The organism is Stenotrophomonas sp. GQ19, from assembly GCF_059758695.1.
This window is the reverse complement of the sequence record NZ_JCAXES010000005.1, coordinates 113,299-129,094: the sequence shown is the minus strand read 5'-3', so window position 1 is coordinate 129,094 and position 15,796 is coordinate 113,299. Positions and strand designations below refer to the sequence as shown.

At 69.2% G+C, this 15,796-nt stretch carries 14 protein-coding genes; 4 read left to right on the top strand and 10 right to left on the bottom strand.

What is annotated here, in order from left to right:
- Positions 1 to 10: 10 nt before the first annotated feature.
- Positions 11 to 2,071: an ATP-dependent DNA helicase DinG gene (gene dinG / locus AC6CHL_RS11670; RefSeq protein ID WP_498294572.1), complete on the top strand. Its 2,061-nt coding sequence runs from the start codon at positions 11 to 13 to the stop codon at positions 2,069 to 2,071.
- Between the two features lie 61 nt (positions 2,072 to 2,132).
- Here the strand turns inward: dinG and AC6CHL_RS11665 are convergent, their stop codons facing one another.
- The 3 genes from AC6CHL_RS11665 to ilvD all read right to left on the bottom strand — a co-directional run bounded on the left by AC6CHL_RS11665 (position 2,133) and on the right by ilvD (position 5,437).
- Positions 2,133 to 2,822 (bottom strand): hypothetical protein, encoded by a 690-nt coding sequence (locus AC6CHL_RS11665; RefSeq protein ID WP_498294452.1) that lies wholly within the window; start codon positions 2,820 to 2,822, stop codon positions 2,133 to 2,135.
- On the bottom strand, positions 2,801 to 3,391 hold the full coding sequence (locus tag AC6CHL_RS11660) for a hypothetical protein (RefSeq protein ID WP_498294450.1): 591 nt from the start codon (positions 3,389 to 3,391) through the stop codon (positions 2,801 to 2,803). The genes AC6CHL_RS11665 and AC6CHL_RS11660 overlap by 22 nt, the downstream gene beginning before the upstream one ends.
- Positions 3,392 to 3,604: 213 nt before the next feature.
- Positions 3,605 to 5,437: a dihydroxy-acid dehydratase gene (gene ilvD, locus AC6CHL_RS11655; protein ID WP_038685650.1), complete on the bottom strand. Its 1,833-nt coding sequence runs from the start codon at positions 5,435 to 5,437 to the stop codon at positions 3,605 to 3,607.
- A 225-nt stretch (positions 5,438 to 5,662) separates the two neighbouring features.
- Between ilvD and AC6CHL_RS11650 the strand changes: the two genes are divergently transcribed.
- From AC6CHL_RS11650 to AC6CHL_RS11640, 3 genes are all read left to right on the top strand, one after another.
- A complete protein-coding gene (locus tag AC6CHL_RS11650; protein WP_038685652.1) occupies positions 5,663 to 6,226 on the top strand; it encodes a DUF1190 domain-containing protein in 564 nt (187 codons plus the stop codon).
- Between the two features lie 3 nt (positions 6,227 to 6,229).
- Complete coding sequence (locus tag AC6CHL_RS11645; RefSeq protein ID WP_038685654.1) at positions 6,230 to 7,408, top strand: glutathionylspermidine synthase family protein; 1,179 nt, start codon at positions 6,230 to 6,232, stop codon at positions 7,406 to 7,408.
- Between the two features lie 326 nt (positions 7,409 to 7,734).
- Positions 7,735 to 8,070: a hypothetical protein gene (locus AC6CHL_RS11640; protein ID WP_342341999.1), complete on the top strand. Its 336-nt coding sequence runs from the start codon at positions 7,735 to 7,737 to the stop codon at positions 8,068 to 8,070.
- Positions 8,071 to 8,137: 67 nt separating this feature from the next.
- On the opposite strand, the gene AC6CHL_RS11635 is transcribed toward AC6CHL_RS11640, so the two are convergent.
- The 7 genes from AC6CHL_RS11635 to AC6CHL_RS11605 all read right to left on the bottom strand — a co-directional run bounded on the left by AC6CHL_RS11635 (position 8,138) and on the right by AC6CHL_RS11605 (position 15,694).
- Positions 8,138 to 9,436: a DUF58 domain-containing protein gene (locus tag AC6CHL_RS11635; RefSeq protein WP_498294448.1), complete on the bottom strand. Its 1,299-nt coding sequence runs from the start codon at positions 9,434 to 9,436 to the stop codon at positions 8,138 to 8,140.
- 37 nt (positions 9,437 to 9,473) lie between these two features.
- Complete coding sequence (locus AC6CHL_RS11630) at positions 9,474 to 10,496, bottom strand: AAA family ATPase (protein WP_051598689.1); 1,023 nt, start codon at positions 10,494 to 10,496, stop codon at positions 9,474 to 9,476.
- Positions 10,493 to 11,698, bottom strand: a complete 1,206-nt coding sequence (locus AC6CHL_RS11625; protein WP_498294446.1) for a DUF4350 domain-containing protein — start codon at positions 11,696 to 11,698, stop codon at positions 10,493 to 10,495. Before AC6CHL_RS11625 ends, AC6CHL_RS11630 begins: the two co-directional genes overlap by 4 nt.
- Complete coding sequence (locus AC6CHL_RS11620) at positions 11,695 to 13,326, bottom strand: DUF4129 domain-containing protein (RefSeq protein ID WP_498294444.1); 1,632 nt, start codon at positions 13,324 to 13,326, stop codon at positions 11,695 to 11,697. The genes AC6CHL_RS11625 and AC6CHL_RS11620 overlap by 4 nt, the downstream gene beginning before the upstream one ends.
- Positions 13,316 to 14,308: a stage II sporulation protein M gene (locus tag AC6CHL_RS11615; protein ID WP_463601915.1), complete on the bottom strand. Its 993-nt coding sequence runs from the start codon at positions 14,306 to 14,308 to the stop codon at positions 13,316 to 13,318. The genes AC6CHL_RS11620 and AC6CHL_RS11615 overlap by 11 nt, the downstream gene beginning before the upstream one ends.
- Positions 14,305 to 14,994, bottom strand: coding sequence for an RDD family protein (locus AC6CHL_RS11610; RefSeq protein ID WP_038685667.1), 690 nt, complete (start codon positions 14,992 to 14,994; stop codon positions 14,305 to 14,307). Before AC6CHL_RS11610 ends, AC6CHL_RS11615 begins: the two co-directional genes overlap by 4 nt.
- Positions 14,995 to 15,163: 169 nt before the next feature.
- Positions 15,164 to 15,694 carry a gamma carbonic anhydrase family protein gene (locus tag AC6CHL_RS11605; protein ID WP_038685668.1) on the bottom strand — a complete coding sequence of 177 codons (531 nt, stop codon included), beginning with the start codon at positions 15,692 to 15,694 and terminating at the stop codon, positions 15,164 to 15,166.
- Positions 15,695 to 15,796: the final 102 nt, after the last annotated feature.

Sequence of the window (15,796 nt, the reverse complement as noted above, 5' to 3'; positions counted from 1 at the left end):
GAACGACGACATGAAGGCCGCCATCCGCGATGCCTACGCCAAGCTGCAGGCCAACACCCCCGGCTTCAGCACCCGGCGGTCGCAGAGCCAGATGATCGGCGTGGTCTCGCGTGCGCTGTCGCACAGCGGCGGCGTCGGCGTGGTCGAAGCCCCCACCGGCGTGGGCAAGTCGCTGGGCTACCTCACCGCCGGGGTGCCGATCGCGCTGGCCACCAAAAAGAAGCTGGTGATCAGCACCGGCACGGTGGCCCTGCAGTCGCAGCTGTTCGAGCGCGACATCCCCAACTTCCTCAAGGCCACCGGCATCGAGGCCACGGTGGCCCTGGCCAAGGGCCGCACGCGCTACCTGTGCACGCGCAATGCCGCCGAAGCACATGGCGATGGCGCCCAGGAGGGCATGTTCGAGGACGAGCAGCCGCTGTTCGACCGGCCGTTGGCGCCGATCGAGATGGACCTGGCGCAGAAGCTGAGCAAGGACTTCCTGGAAGGGCGCTGGAATGGCGACCTCGACAACGCCCCGGAGACCATCAGCAACACGCTGCGCTCGCGCATCACCACCCCGGCGTCCGGCTGCGCCGGGCGCAAGTGCGCCTATTCGGCGCAGTGCGCGGTGCTGCGCTCACGCAACACCGTGCGCGAGGCGCAGATCGTGGTCACCAACCACGCGCTGCTGTTGTCGGCGCTGTCCATCGGTGAAAGCGACAACGGCCAGCCGCTGATCGCCCCGCCCTCGGACATGCTGCTGGTGCTCGACGAAGGCCACCATATCGGCAGCGTGGCCATCGACCAGGGCGCGGCCAGCCTGGCCCTGGACGAGATGGCCAAGCGCACCGGCCGCCTGCAGGTGCTGATCGCCGCCTCTTACCGCGCGGTGGACAAGGACAAGCTGGGCAACCTGCTGCCCAACGAAGCCATTGAAGCGGCGGCCAAGGTCAGCAAGCAGCTCAAGGCGTTCCGCGACGTCATCGACCGCAACTGGCGCCCGGACCCGGCCGCCCAGGAACCGATGTGGCGCGCCCCGAACGGGCGCCTGCCGGACATCTGGATGGCCGACATCGAGGCCATCGCCGACGACACCCGCAGCCTGTTCAACTGGGCCCATGCCGCGCTGGCCCAAGTAGCCAAGGGCAAGCCCGAGGACGCCGCGCGCGAACGCCTGCAGCGCAACCTGGGCATGGCGCTGGAGATGATCGAGCAGCAGCACAACCTGTGGACGGCCTGGCGCCGCGAAGACAAGGAAGGCCAACCGCCGATGGCGCGCTGGATCACCCTGTCGCGCGACGGCGACCTGATCCTGCACGGGTCGCCGGTGTCGGCCGCGCACGTGCTGCGCAAACTGCTGTGGGACGAAGTGGACTCGGTGGTGATGACCTCGGCCACGCTTACCGGCGGCGGCGATTTCCAGTCGCTGGCGATCGACAACGGCATTCCGGCCGAAGCCGAGATGGTGTCGCTGGCGTCGCCGTTCGACCTGCCCAACCAGGCCCAGCTGATCGTGCCCGCGTTCCCGGTCACCCCGGACGACCGCGAGCGCCACCCCAAGGAAGTGGCCAAGTACCTGGTCAAGGAACTGGATTGGGGCAAGGGCAGCATCGTGCTGTTCACCTCGCGCTGGAAGATGGAAAAGGTGGCCGAGCTGATGCCTGCCGCGCAGCGCAAGCTGATGCTGGTGCAGGGCGAGGGCGCCAAGCAGAAGATGATCGACGAACACCTGCGGCGCACCGCTGCCGGCGAAGGCTCGGTGCTGTTCGGGCTGAACTCGTTCGGCGAGGGCCTCGACCTGCCCGGCGAGGCGTGCACCACGGTGGTGATCACCCAGGTACCGTTCGCGGTGCCCACCGACCCGCAGACCTCCACGCTGAGCGAGTGGTTCGAAAGCCGTGGCCTCAATGCCTTCAACCTGATCGCGATCCCGCACGCGCTGCGCACGCTGACCCAGTTTTCCGGCCGCCTGATCCGCACGTCCACCGACACCGGCCGCGTGATCATCCTCGACTCGCGCCTGCTGACCCGCCGCTACGGCAAGCGCATCATCGACGCGTTGCCGCCGTTCAAGCGGGTGATCGGGTAGAAAACCGGTAGAGCCACGCCATGCGTAGCTGCACGGCGTGACCCAGGCGCTCACCCCGGCGTTACCCGCCCGGGGTGCGGCAGGCCATCCCGTAGGCATCGCGGTAGGGCTTGCCGAAGCAGCGGACAAAGGCATCCACCACGTCGAGGTTGGGCGGCCAGGCCACCTTCATCGTTTCGCCGCTGGGCAGGGTGAACGAAAAGAACCCGTCCTTGACGTTCGCCTCCGGGGGCGCCGGCACGGCTGCCAACGCCGCGCGGGCCGAAACCAACGCAGGCTTGTTCTTCTCGATCAGCGCGATGCTGGCATCCACGTAGGGATTCCAGCCCCCGGCATCGGGGGCGGGCTTGTAGGTCTGGCGCATCAGCGCCACAGCCTGCGCATCCTGCCCGGCCTCCGCGCGCACCTGCGCTTCGTGCCAGATCAACGTGGTGTTGCCCGCAGCCTTGGGCTGCGCACGGTAGGCGGCAATCAGGTCCGCAACGGGCAGCTGGCATCCCGGCTTCTCCGCCATCGGTCGCCAACCGCCGGTCAGGTCCTGGTCGAAGGCATCCGGCGACAACGCCAGCAGCGCGGCCCGATCGACCACGCAGTCGTCGGCAAGAGCGGGAAGTGCAACGGCCGAAACGGCCAGTGCAAGCAGACAGCGAACAGCACGCATCGTCACCTCCTTGTGCAGAACCATCACCCGAGTGTTTGCCAGCAGCGCGCGTCGGGTCAAGCCGTTGCTCACTCCGGCGCGGCCGGACACGCCTCATAGGCCAACGCATACGGCTGGTACATGCAGCGCACCAACGCATCCACCACCGGCAAGCGCGGCGGCCAGGGCACCTGCTCGGCCTCCACCTGCACCATCCCATTGCGGACCACGCGGCCCGGTGGCGGCGGCAGCGCGGCCAACCGCGCCCGCGCCTGCTTCAACGCGGGCAGGTCGTCGTCCAGGAAGGCGATGGTGGCGTCCACATACGCATTCCAGCCGCCCACATCGGCGTGCGCCGGTTTGTAGGTGCTGCGCATCAGCGCGCTGGCCGGGTCGCGTTGCCCGCCCAGTGCGCGCAGCTGCGCCTCGCGCCAGATCAACGGCCGGTCACCGGTCGCCGTGGGCTGCTGGCGACGGTAGTCGGCGATGAGGTCGGCGGTCTCCAGCGAACAGCCCGGCCGGTCGGCCAGCGGCCGCCAGCCGGCATACGGATCACCATCGAACACCTGCAGGGGCAGGGCCAGCACCGCGTCGCGGTTGGCCACGCTGCATTCGGCCGCCAGCAGCGGAGCGGAAGCGCAGGACAGCGCAAGAAACATCAGGCAGGCAGTCAGCCGCATCGTCACGTCCATGTGTGAAGGACGCCAAGTATGAAGGCTGCGTGCCGTTCCCGCATGGGCAACGGTCACCGTTGGCCATGCCAACGCGGATCGGTAGTGCCGGCCGCTGGCCGGCAGCCGCACACCCGTAGTGCCGGGCTCTGCCCGGCAGCACGTGTTTGGCTGGGGAGCCGGCCAGCGGCCGGCACTACCGGGGTGTGCGATAGATGCCGGTTACAGCTTGGACAAATCGCGCACCGCCCCCTTGTCGGCGCTGGTGGCCAGTAGCGCGTAGGCCTTCAGCGCGCCGGTGACCTTGCGTGGGCGTGCTTCGCGCGGCGCCCAGCCCAGCGCGTCCTGCGCGGTGCGGCGGGCGGCCAGTGTGGCGTCATCCACCAGCAGGTCGATGCGGCGCGCCGGGATGTCGATGCGGATGCGGTCGCCTTCCTGCACCAGCCCGATCACCCCGCCGGCCGCGGCCTCGGGCGAGGCGTGGCCGATCGACAGCCCGGAGGTGCCGCCGGAAAAGCGCCCGTCGGTGAGCAGTGCGCACTGCTTGCCCAGGCCTTTGGATTTCAGGTAGCTGGTCGGGTACAGCATTTCCTGCATGCCCGGGCCCCCCTTCGGGCCCTCATAGCGGATCACCACCACGTCGCCGGCCACCACCTGATCGGCGAGGATGCCGGCCACCGCCGCATCCTGGCTTTCGAACACGCGTGCGCGCCCTTCGAAGACGTGGATGGACTCATCCACGCCGGCGGTCTTGACCACGCACCCGTCCACGGCCAGGTTGCCGCGCAGCACGGCCAGCCCGCCTTCGGCCGAGTAGGCATGGGCGACGCTGCGGATGCAGCCGTCGGCGCGGTCCACGTCCAGCGTGGGCCAGCGCGTGGCCTGGCTGAAAGCCACCTGGGTGGGAATGCCTGCCGGACCCGCACGGAAGAAGTCGTGCACCTTTTCATCGTCGCTGACGGCCACATCCCAACGCGCGATCGCGTCGGCCAGGCTGCGGCTGTGCACGGTGGGCACGTCGGTATGCAGCAGCCCACCACGCGCCAGTTCGCCCAGGATGCCGTACACGCCGCCGGCGCGGTGCACGTCTTCCATGTGGTACTTCGGCGTGTTCGGGGCCACCTTGCACAGCTGCGGCACGCGCCGCGACAGCGCGTCGATGGCATGCAGGTCGAAGTCGACCTCCGCTTCCTGCGCGGCCGCCAGCAGGTGCAGGATGGTGTTGGTGGAGCCGCCCATGGCGATGTCCAGGGTCATCGCGTTTTCGAACGCGGCCACGCTGGCGATGGTGCGCGGCAGCGCGTTGGCGTCTTCGCCGCCGTACCAGCGATGGCACAGCTCCACGATCAGGCGCCCGGCACGACGGAACAGCTGCTCGCGGTCGGCGTGGGTGGCCAGCGTCGAGCCGTTGCCCGGCAGCGACAGCCCCAGTGCTTCGGTCAGGCAGTTCATCGAGTTGGCGGTGAACATGCCCGAACACGACCCGCAGGTGGGGCAGGCGCTGCGCTCGTACTCGGCGACCTTCTCGTCGCTGGCGCTTTCGTCGGCGGCAATCACCATCGCGTCCACCAGGTCCAGCTTGTGCTCGGACAAGCGGGTCTTGCCGGCTTCCATCGGGCCGCCGGACACGAACACCACCGGGATGTTCAGGCGCAACGCGGCCATCAGCATGCCGGGGGTGATCTTGTCGCAGTTGGAAATGCACACCAGCGCATCGGCGCAGTGCGCGTTGACCATGTACTCCACCGAGTCGGCGATGATCTCGCGGCTCGGCAGCGAATACAGCATGCCGTCGTGGCCCATGGCGATGCCGTCATCCACCGCGATGGTGTTGAACTCCTTGGCCACGCCGCCCACCTGTTCGATCTCGCGCGCCACCAGCTGCCCCAGGTCCTTGAGGTGCACGTGGCCGGGCACGAACTGGGTGAAGGAGTTGGCGATGGCGATGATCGGCTTGTGGAAGTCGCCATCGGTCATGCCGGTGGCGCGCCACAGGGCGCGGGCGCCGGCCATGTTGCGGCCGGCGGTGGAGGTGCGGGAGCGGTATTCAGGCATGGTGGCTGGCAGGATCTGGCGGGCCGTGGGGGCGCGTTTCACCTCGATTCTGCCGAAAAATTCCGGTTGCGTTTGCAACCAAGCGCCCGCCGCCCGTAGCGATGGCGGGCCGCGTGGCGCGACGGATTTCTGAAATGCCATTCATCTTCCCGGCTTTGCCGGTTTTGGTTGTTCGGCCCGATGAGGCATGATTGAACCGATAACCGTACAAGGGGGCATGACGCCATGAAACGTTCCAGGACCACCGCGCTGCTGTTGATGAGCGCCGCACCGCTGCTGTTCACCGCCTGCCAGAAGGACGCCGGCGTCCAGACGCAGGAAGGGCTGTACACCTCGGTGGAAGCCTGTACCGAAGCCACCGGTGACCCGTCCAGCTGCCGCACCGCCTTTGCCGAAGCGAAGAAGCAGTCGGCCGATGCGGCGCCCAAGTACGCCTCGCGTGCCGAATGCGAAGCCGAGTACAACGCCGAGCAGTGCGTGGAACAGAAGACCTCCACCGGCCACTCGTTCATCGGCCCGATGATGATGGGCTTCTTCATGTCGCAGATGCTCGGCAACCGCGGCGCCGGCCTGGCCCAGGCCCCGGCGGCCAGCCCGGCCTACCAGGACAAGGCGAAGGGCTGGGCACGCCCGGCACCGGGTGGCAGCGGCGGCTTGAACACCGCCAGCGGCATCGGCGCCGGCAAGGCCGGCCTGGCCCCGGTCAACGCCACCCCCAACCGCGCCGTGACCGCCAGCCGTGGTGGCTTCGGCAGCACCAGCAGCGGCCGCAGCAGCGTCGGCGGTTGATCGATGCAGCGTGTCCGTATTGCCGAGCGCAGCCAATGGCGCGCCCGGGCCGAGGAATCCGGCTTCCGCTTCCACACCATCGACGGCCTGCCGTATTGGGATGAAACCGCGTACTACGCCTTCACCCTGCGCCAGATCGAGCAGGACATCGAAGACCCCAGCGCCGAGCTGCACGCCATGGCGATGGGGTTGGTGGACGAAGTGGTGGGCAGCGAACAGCTGATGGACCAGCTGGCCATCCCGCCGGCGTTCCGCGACTGGATCGCCGACAGCTGGCGCCGTGGCGAGCCGCACCTGTATGGCCGCCTGGACTTTGCCTACGACGGCACGGGCCCGGCCAAGCTCTACGAACTCAATTACGACACGCCCACGTCGCTGTTCGAGGCGTCGTTCTTCCAGTGGCAGTGGCTGGAAGACCAGCGCAACCAGAACCGTCTGCCGCCGCACGCCGACCAGTTCAACGCGATCCACGAAGCATTGGTGGACCGCTTCGCACAGCTGTCCGCGCAGTTGCCGCCGCCGCTGTACTTCAGCGCGGTGGGCAGCTCGGAGGAAGACCAGGGCACGGTGGCCTACCTGCGCGATTGCGCGGCCCAGGCCGGCCTGCGGGGCGAGGCGATCGCGATCGAGGACATCGGGTTGTCCGAAGACGGTCGCTTCACCGCGATGGATGACACCGTCATTGGCAGCCTGTTCAAGCTGTACCCGCTGGAAGACCTGATGACCGAGTCGTTCGGCCAGGCCTTGCCCGGGTCGGGCGTGCAGCTGCTGGAACCGGCGTGGAAAGCGATCCTGAGCAACAAGGGCGTACTGCCGTTGTTGTGGCAGCGCCACCGCGGCCATCCCAACCTGTTGCCGGCCGAGTTCGACGATGGCAGCGCGCTGCCGCGTGGCTGGGTACGCAAACCGCTGTTCTCGCGCGAAGGCGCCAACGTGGCCATGCACCTGGCCGATGGCAGCTGGCAGGAGAGCGAAGGCCCGTACACCGGCCCGGCGATCCGCCAGGCCGCGCACCCGCTCACCGCGTTCGACGGCGGTTACCCGCTGGTGGGCAGCTGGGTGGTGGGCGACCAGGCCTGCGGCCTGGGCATCCGCGAAGACAACAGCCGCATCACCCGCGACAGCGCGCGTTTCGTGCCGCACGCGATCATCGACGAAGCCCCCACCCGCATTTACGTGTGATGGCGATCCAGCGCGACCGCAGCCTGCGTCCCGGGCCGTTGGCCGGGCGGCATCTGGATGACGGACATGCCCTGTGGCGCTACGCGGACCGCATCGCGGTGCGCTGCCATCGCTGCGATTTGCCGGGCTGGGTCACGCGGCAGGACCAATTGAGGCGCTTCCGTTGCCTGGGGTGCGCCATGGCGCTCGACGGGGGCTGCGGCTGCAGTCGCTGCGGCCCCGGCGACTGGGTGGGGCCGATGCTCTACAGCGGCTACCGACCCTGCGGCCACTGCGGGTACAAATGGGTGGGCGTGGAGATCCGTCGCCCGCGCCCAACGCCAACGTTGACCACGTCTACCGCGGCGTGCCGGCAATGCGGTCGCGACAGCGAAGTGGAGGTCACCGCGCGGCCACTGGGCAGCGCTGAGTCCAACGACCCGCATTTTGGCATGCCGCTGCTGCTGGTCGAGAAGACCGCAGCCGGCGTGCTGTGGGCGTACAACGCAGCGCACCTTCAGGCGCTGCACGACTATGCCGCCGCACCGCTGCGCGAACGCGCCGGCATGTCCAACGGCTCCATGTTCTCCCGCCTGCCGCAGTGGATGAAACTGGCGCGTAACCGCGTGCTGCTGCAGAAGGCCACCGCCCGTCTGATCGCCAAGGCCAACGCGATCCGGTAGGTACCGACCGTTGGTCGGTACATGCATCCGCGCCGATGCACCGTGCGCCACGACCAACGGTCGTGGCCTACAGCAGCCCGTCGCGCTTGACCGCCAGATACCGCTCCACCAGCGCGCCGGGCAGTGCATCGGCGGTGACATCCAGCACCATCACCCGATGGCTGCGCAGGGCCTCGTGGGCGTCGCTGCGCTGCTGCAGGTAACGCGCAATGGCGCCGGCCTGGGTGGCGTCCTGCAGGGTGTCCACCGGCTGGTCCAGCGCGTCGTCCAGCTCGCGTTCGCGCAGGCTGGCCACGCACACCAGGTGCTGGCGCTGCAGCAGCCGCACCGCGGCCAGCAGGTCTTCGATGTCTTCGTCGCGGACGTTGGTGACCAGCATCACCAGTGAACGCCGCCGTTGGCGCAGGGTGAGCTCGGTGGCGGCCGCCAGGTAATCGGTGGCGACCGGTCGCGCCTGCAGGTCGTAGCTGGCGCGCAGCAGGGCATCGATGGCGCCCATGCCGCGCTGCGGTGCCACCCAGCGGTTGTCGCCGCCGCTGGCAAACAGGCCCACGCCGTCGCCCTGGCGCAGCGCCAGGTAGGACACCACCAGCGATGCGTTGAGCACGTGGTCGAAATGCGACAACCCACCTTCGCTGGCCATCATGCGTCGGCCGGTGTCGATCATCAGCATCAGCTGCTGGTTCTTCTCGTCCTGGTACTCGCGCGAAATCAGCTTGCGCGCGCGCGAGGTCGCTTTCCAGTCGATCTGGCGCAGGCTGTCACCGATGCGGTACTCGCGCATCTGATGGAAATCGGTGCCTTCGCCGCGGCGACGCTTCAGGTGCGCGCCGACCAGCCGCGAGGCCTGTTCGGCACTGAACAACGCAAAACGGGTCAGCGGGGCGAAGTTGGGGTACACCCGCACGCTCAACGCGGGCGGCAACGTACGCCGCTGCCACCACAACCGCCACGGCGCATGCACGCGCAGGTGCACACCGTCCAGCTCGAAACGGCCGCGCGCGCTGGGGGTCACGGTGTACTGGAAACTGCTGGCCACCATCGGCTTGAGCGTGAGCCGGCGCGGCAGGCCCTGCAGCGTCCATTGGCCCGGTGCCAGGTCGAACACCTCCACGCGCTGGCGCAGGCTCGATTCCAGCCGCAGCGTTACCGGCCGTGCCACGTTCAAGGCCAACGCCTCGGGCATGTCGCGCTGAATGCTGGGCGAGGGCTGCCGCCACAGGCGCAACAGATCCACCAGCGCCAGCACCGCGATCGCAGCGCCGGCGGCCGCCCAGCTCCAGCGCGGCCACAGCCCGAACGCCACCGGCAGCCCGAGCAGGCTCCAGGCCAGCAGCAACACCAGCAGCAACGGCGCTGGCCTCATCGGCGCAGCCCCCAGGCGTCAATGGCGCGGCAGGACCTCATTTGCGCGGTGCTTCCACCTTGGCCAGCAACGCTTCAAGCGCATCGTCGGCACTTTGCCCTTCGATCTGCAGTTCCGGGGCCAGCGCGATGCGGTGGCGCAGCGCCGGCTTGGCGATGTCGCGCACGTCATCGGGGGTGACGAAATCGCGACCGGCCAGCACCGCCTGCGCGCGCGCCGCACGGACCAGCGCGATGCTGCCGCGCGGACCGGCGCCCAGCGCGATGCCCGGCCACTGGCGCGTGGCGGCCACGATCCGCACCGCGTAGTCGATCACTTCCGGATCCACGGTGATCGCGGCGGTGGCCTGCTGCAGCGCCACCACCTCGGCGGCGGTGAGCACGCGCGGCACCTGCGACAGGTCGAAGTCGGCCGCGCTGCGCCCGGTGGTGATCGCATCCACCATGCGCTTCTCGTCTTCCAGCTGCGGGTAGTCGATCAGCACCTTGAGCAGGAACCGGTCCAGCTGCGCTTCCGGCAGCGGGTAGGTGCCTTCCTGCTCCACCGGGTTCTGCGTGGCCAGTGCAAGGAACGGCGGGGTCAGCGCGAACGCCTTGCCTTCGATGGTGACCTGGCCTTCCTGCATCACTTCCAGCAGCGCCGACTGGGTCTTGGCCGGGGCACGGTTGATTTCATCGGCCAGCAGCAGGTTGGTGAACACCGGGCCGCGGCGGATCTTGAAGCTCTCCGACTTGGGGTCGTACACCGCGTGCCCGCTGACGTCGCTGGGCATCAGGTCGGGGGTGAACTGCACGCGTCCGTAGTCCAACTCCAGCGCCTGGGCCAGTGCCCGCACCAGCAGGGTCTTGCCCAGCCCGGGCACGCCTTCGATCAGCACGTGGCCACCGGCCAGCAGCGCGATCAGGATCTGGTCGAGGACCTCCGGTTGGCCAATGAACGCGCGGCCGACCGCGTCGCGCACGGCATCGACGCGTTCAACCAGGCTGGGGCCGGACAGCGCGGCCGGGGCCGGGCTGGGGTCGGGCGGGGACAGCGGCGGCGGCTGGATGGACTCGGTCATAGCAGGTTTCTCATCTGGATCAGCAGGCGGATGCGCTCGCGCAGCGCGGTGAGGTCTTGCGAAGCGGGGACGTGCAGGGCGGTCTGCACGCGGCCGTGGGGCCACTGCAGCAACGTGGCGATGGCCTGTACCTGCGCCTCGCCGGTGAGCGCGGCGGCTGTTGGTGCCCGCCGCCGCAGCCGTGCCAGGAACGCACGGCGTACCGCGTCGTACAACAGTGAGGCCTTGCCGTACCGCAGCAGGTGCTCGCCACTGGCGCGCACGTGTTCCAGCAGCGAGCGGCGCTCGATCGCCGGTGACGGCAACAGGCTGCCCATGCGCTGCGCGCGCTGCCACAGCCAGGCCAGCAGGGCCAGCAGCAGCGGCACCCAGACCGGCCAGCCCTGGTAGAAGATCCGGTGCCACAGCGAGGGCGGACGCGAGCCGTACACCAGCCACATCGTGCCCTGGCCATAACGCGGGGCCAGCAGGTAGCGGGTGAGGTCGCGGTGCGCCTTGTCGTGCAGCCCGTCGATGAAGTCGCCCTGTTTGGCGCTGGGCGTGTCCGACGGCGCCGGGTGGCCCAGCCCTTTCATGAATTCCATGTCGGCCAGCACATCCACACTGCCCTGGCCGTGCTGCAGGCGGGCGAACACCAGCCCATAGGCCTCGTTGTCTTCGTCGTGCTCGCCCCAGCTGCGCGCAAGCGTGACGCCCGGTGGTGGGGCCACGCTGAAGCGGCGGCCGCCACAGAATTCCACGTGCTGCGGGTCATCGCGCACGTGGAAGGGCTGGCAGCCGGCCTCCCCATCGATGCTGTCCACGCCCAGCGCGTCCAGCAACGGCCCATTGCGCTCGAGTGATTCGTCGCCGGTGATCGGCGGGGTGCGCACCAGCAGGTGGCCGCCGCGTGCCACCCAGTCCAGCAGCGCCTTGGCGGTGGGGGCGGGCAGCAGCGCGCTGTCCTGCAGCAGCACCAGGGTGTCGTGCGGCTGCAGCGCCATCGTGGTCAGGTCCACGCGCGGCTGCGAATGCACCTCGATGCCATCGGCACGCAAGGCCTGCCCCAGCACGTACAACGGGTTGTAGCTGGCTTCGCCCTGCGGGGGCAGGTGCTGGGTTTCGGTGATGCGCTCATGCGAGCGCAGGAACAGGATCGTCAGCGGCACGCCGATCGCGAGCAGCCCCACCACCACCAACAGCCAGCGCAGACGGACGCTCATCCGCGCCACCGGAACTGCTGCTGCAGGGTGCTGGCCAGGCTCTCGAAGGCGTCATCGTCGGGCAGTCGTCCGGCATAGGCGGCGTACTGCCACACGCGCACGACACGCGCGAACAGGCTGCGGTCGGCCGCGTCGGGCATGCGCCGGGATACGCGCAGGCACTGCGCCTCGGTGGCACCCGGCGGCAGCGCCATCTGCGCCCGTTCGCTCATCGATTCCACACTGGCGCGGTACAGCAGCGCCAACGCCTGGCGTGGCCGCCCCTGGTGCCACAGGGCGCGTGCACGCGCCGCCGCGTCCGGTGGGACCTCCTGCGGCACGGTGATGTCATCTTCGACCACGGCCGACACCGTGCTGCGGCGCCGCGCGCCGTCGCCACGCAACCAGCGCAGCCAGCGCGGTGCGGTGACCACCAGGATCACCAGCAGGATGCCAACCAGCCCCCACAGCATCCATTCGGCGATCTGCGCCGGCAGCAGCGGGCCCTTGCGCTTGCGCGCCGTGTCGGCGTCCTTGGGGTCCGGTTTTTTCTCTTCTTTCTTGGCGGCATCGTGGTCGATGCGTTCCCAGCGGCTGACCTGGCGGGTGGGGCTTTGCAACGGATCCTCATAGGCGCGCTGCACCGCCTGGCGGAAGCCGGCGGTGTCCACCGGGTCGGCGCCGAAGATGCCGTCGGCGGTATTGGTCGGGTCGTTGGCGTAGGTGGCGGTGGGCCGCTCGGCTGCGTCCGTGTCCGTCTCTGCCTCGGCCTCGGCTTGCGCATCGTCCAGCAGCTGCTCCAGCGAGGGGGCATCCGCATCGGCCGACTGGGCATGCACAGCGGTGCCGGGCCATGCCAGCACCAGCGCAAGCACGAGCAGCGGTGCGGCCTGCTGCAGGCGGTCGCGGAGGCGCCGGAAGGCAATCTCCACGTCCCACGCTTCCATCTCGGTGCGCCGGTTCAAGTACAGCCCGAAGCCGGCGCCGGTGTAGAACGGCCCGATCAACGTCGCCGACAGCCAGCACACCAGGTTGAGCCCGAGCAGGGCCCACGCCGGGGTGTCGTCGCGCACCATGGCCCACGCGGCGCGCCACGAGTCGGACAGCAGCTCGAACGGCACGAACAGGAAGACCGCGGCGATGCAGCCTGCCACCAGCACCAGCTCGAAGGCCATGCAGGTGGCAGCCAGCAGCACCGCGTGCCCGAACGCACCGCCGGCAATCGCGCGGCGGCGCGCGCCGCGGTGTTCGGGCGGGTTGCCTTCCAGCAGGTTCACCGGCAGCAACAGCGCGCGCAGCGGGCTGAAACGGCGCCAGCCCAGGTAGCCCCAGAACCCGGTCCAGCCCCACTGGCGCTGTGCGCGCAGGGTCTGCAGGGCACCGGGCGCTTCGCCGAAGATGCTGCGCGACATGACGTACAGGGCCAGCCGGTCGAACACCGGCTTGAGCCACCACATCAGCAGCCACGCCCAGCCGAATGCATCGGCCCACCACGCCAGTGCGTTGACCAGTGCGAACACCGGCAGGCCCAGCAGCAGGATCGGCGCCCAGATCGCGCGTGCGTGCCGGCGCACCAGCGCCGTGCCCAGTTCCACCGCTTCCCAGCCACTGCGTGCGCGCAGCACTACGTCGAGCTGGTCAATGCGCATGCCCGCTCCCACGCCCACCACGCCACAGCCAGGCAAACACCGCGCTCCACAGCACGGCGGCCACGGCGAACTTGCCCCACGCGGGGATCTCGGCGATCGAGGACCAGAAGGCTTCGATGAACGCGGCCACCAGCAGCATCGCCGCCACGCCCAGGCACAAGCGCGCGCCGATCACGCCGCCTTCGATCAAGGCATCGATGCGGCGCCTGCGCCCCGGTGCCAGCAGTTTCATGCCCAGCTGCAGGCCCGCGCCACCGGCGATCACGATCGCGGTCAGCTCGAACGCACCGTGCCCGACCACGAAGCGCCAGAACGGTTCGCCATGGCCCACGTGCTGCAGATGGCCGGCCACCGCGCCGATGGTGAGCCCGTTGAACAGCAGGATCAGCACCGTGCCCACGCCGGCCAGCAGGCCACTGGCGAAGGTACGCAGGCCGATGCTGATGTTGTTCATGATGTAGTAGCCGAACATCATCCAGTCGGTGCCGCTGTCGCGCCCCAGGTGCGGTGCGGCCGGGTCGTACATGCGCTCCATCGCGGCGATCTGCGTGTTGTCCATCAGCAGGTGGATGAACTGCGGGTACCACTGCACGAGCGCGAAGGTGCCGACCAACGGCACCACGAACAACGCGGTGGCCACCCACATGCTGCGCGCCTGGCTGCGCACCAACTGCGGAAAATCCGCGAACAGGAATTCCAGCGCACGCCGCCAGCGGGGCGGTGGGGTGCGGTAGAGCAGGCGGTGGCCCTGCTGCATCAGCAACTGCAGGCGTGCCACCAGCTGCGGGCTGTAGCCGCGCTTGCGGGCCAGCGCGAGCTGCTGGCACAGGCGCCGGTAGTGCTGCGGAATGTCCTCATCATTGAGCCCGTCGGCTGCCGGTTGCCCGCGCCCACTGCGCGGGTTGTCGCCGCGCGTGGCCAGCCAATGCTCCAGCGCCTGCCATTCGTGCTGGTAGCGGGCGACGAATTGTTCCTGCCTCATCGGCGCCCCAGCAGCCAGTTGGCCATCGCATACAGGCGCAACACGCCCACCTGGCCACCGCCGCCGCTGAGCGGGGCGACGATACCGGCCAGTTCCTGCTGGCGCGGGGCCGACAGCCGCGCGGCACGTTCGGCAAAGGCGACCACGGCGGCCTGTTCGGCCGGCTGCAACGGTTGCGGTGGCGCCAGTACGGTGTCGATTGGCACGCTGCCCAGCGCCGGGCGCGCGCTGTCGTGGATCACCACGGTGCCGGCGACCAGGTCGCCCAGGCGGCGCCCGTGCGCATCGAACAGGCTCGACAGCAGGCCCAGCGCGTAGCCGAACGGCAGCATGTCCACGGTGCGCAGCAGGTTGCGGGTGATGGCGGCCATCCAGCCGATGGGTGCGCCGTCGCGCGCGACCACGCGCAGACCCAGCACGCGCTTGCCCACGGTGCGGCCCCACAGCGCTTCCTGCACGATGGTGTAGGCCCACATCAGCAGGAACATCAGTGCCAGGTAGAGGCCTTGGCCGAACTCGCCGAGGAAGGCCAGCGGAATGCTCAGCATCATCAACGCGCCGACGCGGAGCATGAAGTCGATCGCCCACGCCAGCGCACGCGGCACCGGACCGGCGGCCGGCAGGTGCAGCGGCACGCCTTCGGGCGTGATCACTTCACGGTAGGTGTCCAGCATCGTCGCGCTCATGCGCGCACGGGGCCGGAAAAGATGTGCCGGAATCCTCTCCGGTCTGCTGCCAGCGGGGGCATGCGGGTTCTCGACTGCTTCCTGGTCGGCTGTGGACTTTACCGTGCGGCCGTGCCGATGCCCAGCACCGGGGGCGGGGTGGGGGCGGTTGCGACCGCCGCGACCGGGATCAGCCCAGGTACTTGTCCTTGAGCCGGACGTAGTGGTCGGCCGAGTAGTGCAGCGATTCGATCTGCTTGCTGGTCAGCGTGCGCACCAGGCGCGCCGGGTTGCCCACCCACAGTTCGCCTTCGCCCACCACCTTGCCCGGGCCCACCACGGCACCGGCGCCGACGAAGCCGTGCTGCTCCACCCGTGCCCCGTCGAGGATGCACGCGCCCATGCCGATCAGGCTGTAATCGCCGATGGTGCAGGCATGGATGATGGTGCCATGGCCCACGGTCACCCCCTCGCCGATCAGCGTCGGGAAGCCTTCCATGTTGTACGGGCTATGGTGGCTGACATGGATGATGGTGCCGTCCTGGATGTTGCTGCGCGCGCCGATCCGGACATGGTTGACGTCGCCGCGGATCACCGTGCCCGGCCAGACCGATACGTCATCGCCCAGGACCACGTCACCGATGATGGTGCAGGCCGGGTCGATGTAGCAGCGCTGGCCAAGGACGGGAAGCGTGTCGAGGAAGGGGCGGATCGGGGACATGTGCAAACTCCGGCAACGCAGGGGCAGGGACGCCGCCTGCAGCGTTGTCCCGGCCCCCGATGATAACGCGGGGGCGCCCGACGCCCGCCATGCGCAACGGCA

Excerpts from the sequence above, each read along its gene's own strand:
- dinG (WP_498294572.1), top strand. The coding sequence starts at position 11 with ATGAAGGCCGCCATCCGCGATGCCTACGCCAAGCTGCAGGCCAACACC.
- AC6CHL_RS11660 (WP_498294450.1), bottom strand. The coding sequence starts at position 3,391 with ATGCGGCTGACTGCCTGCCTGATGTTTCTTGCGCTGTCCTGCGCTTCC.
- ilvD (WP_038685650.1), bottom strand. The coding sequence starts at position 5,437 with ATGCCTGAATACCGCTCCCGCACCTCCACCGCCGGCCGCAACATGGCC.
- AC6CHL_RS11650 (WP_038685652.1), top strand. The coding sequence starts at position 5,663 with ATGAAACGTTCCAGGACCACCGCGCTGCTGTTGATGAGCGCCGCACCG.
- AC6CHL_RS11645 (WP_038685654.1), top strand. The coding sequence starts at position 6,230 with ATGCAGCGTGTCCGTATTGCCGAGCGCAGCCAATGGCGCGCCCGGGCC.
- AC6CHL_RS11635 (WP_498294448.1), bottom strand. The coding sequence starts at position 9,436 with ATGAGGCCAGCGCCGTTGCTGCTGGTGTTGCTGCTGGCCTGGAGCCTG.
- AC6CHL_RS11630 (WP_051598689.1), bottom strand. The coding sequence starts at position 10,496 with ATGACCGAGTCCATCCAGCCGCCGCCGCTGTCCCCGCCCGACCCCAGC.
- AC6CHL_RS11625 (WP_498294446.1), bottom strand. The coding sequence starts at position 11,698 with ATGAGCGTCCGTCTGCGCTGGCTGTTGGTGGTGGTGGGGCTGCTCGCG.
- AC6CHL_RS11620 (WP_498294444.1), bottom strand. The coding sequence starts at position 13,326 with ATGCGCATTGACCAGCTCGACGTAGTGCTGCGCGCACGCAGTGGCTGG.
- AC6CHL_RS11615 (WP_463601915.1), bottom strand. The coding sequence starts at position 14,308 with ATGAGGCAGGAACAATTCGTCGCCCGCTACCAGCACGAATGGCAGGCG.
- AC6CHL_RS11610 (WP_038685667.1), bottom strand. The coding sequence starts at position 14,994 with ATGAGCGCGACGATGCTGGACACCTACCGTGAAGTGATCACGCCCGAA.
- AC6CHL_RS11605 (WP_038685668.1), bottom strand. The coding sequence starts at position 15,694 with ATGTCCCCGATCCGCCCCTTCCTCGACACGCTTCCCGTCCTTGGCCAG.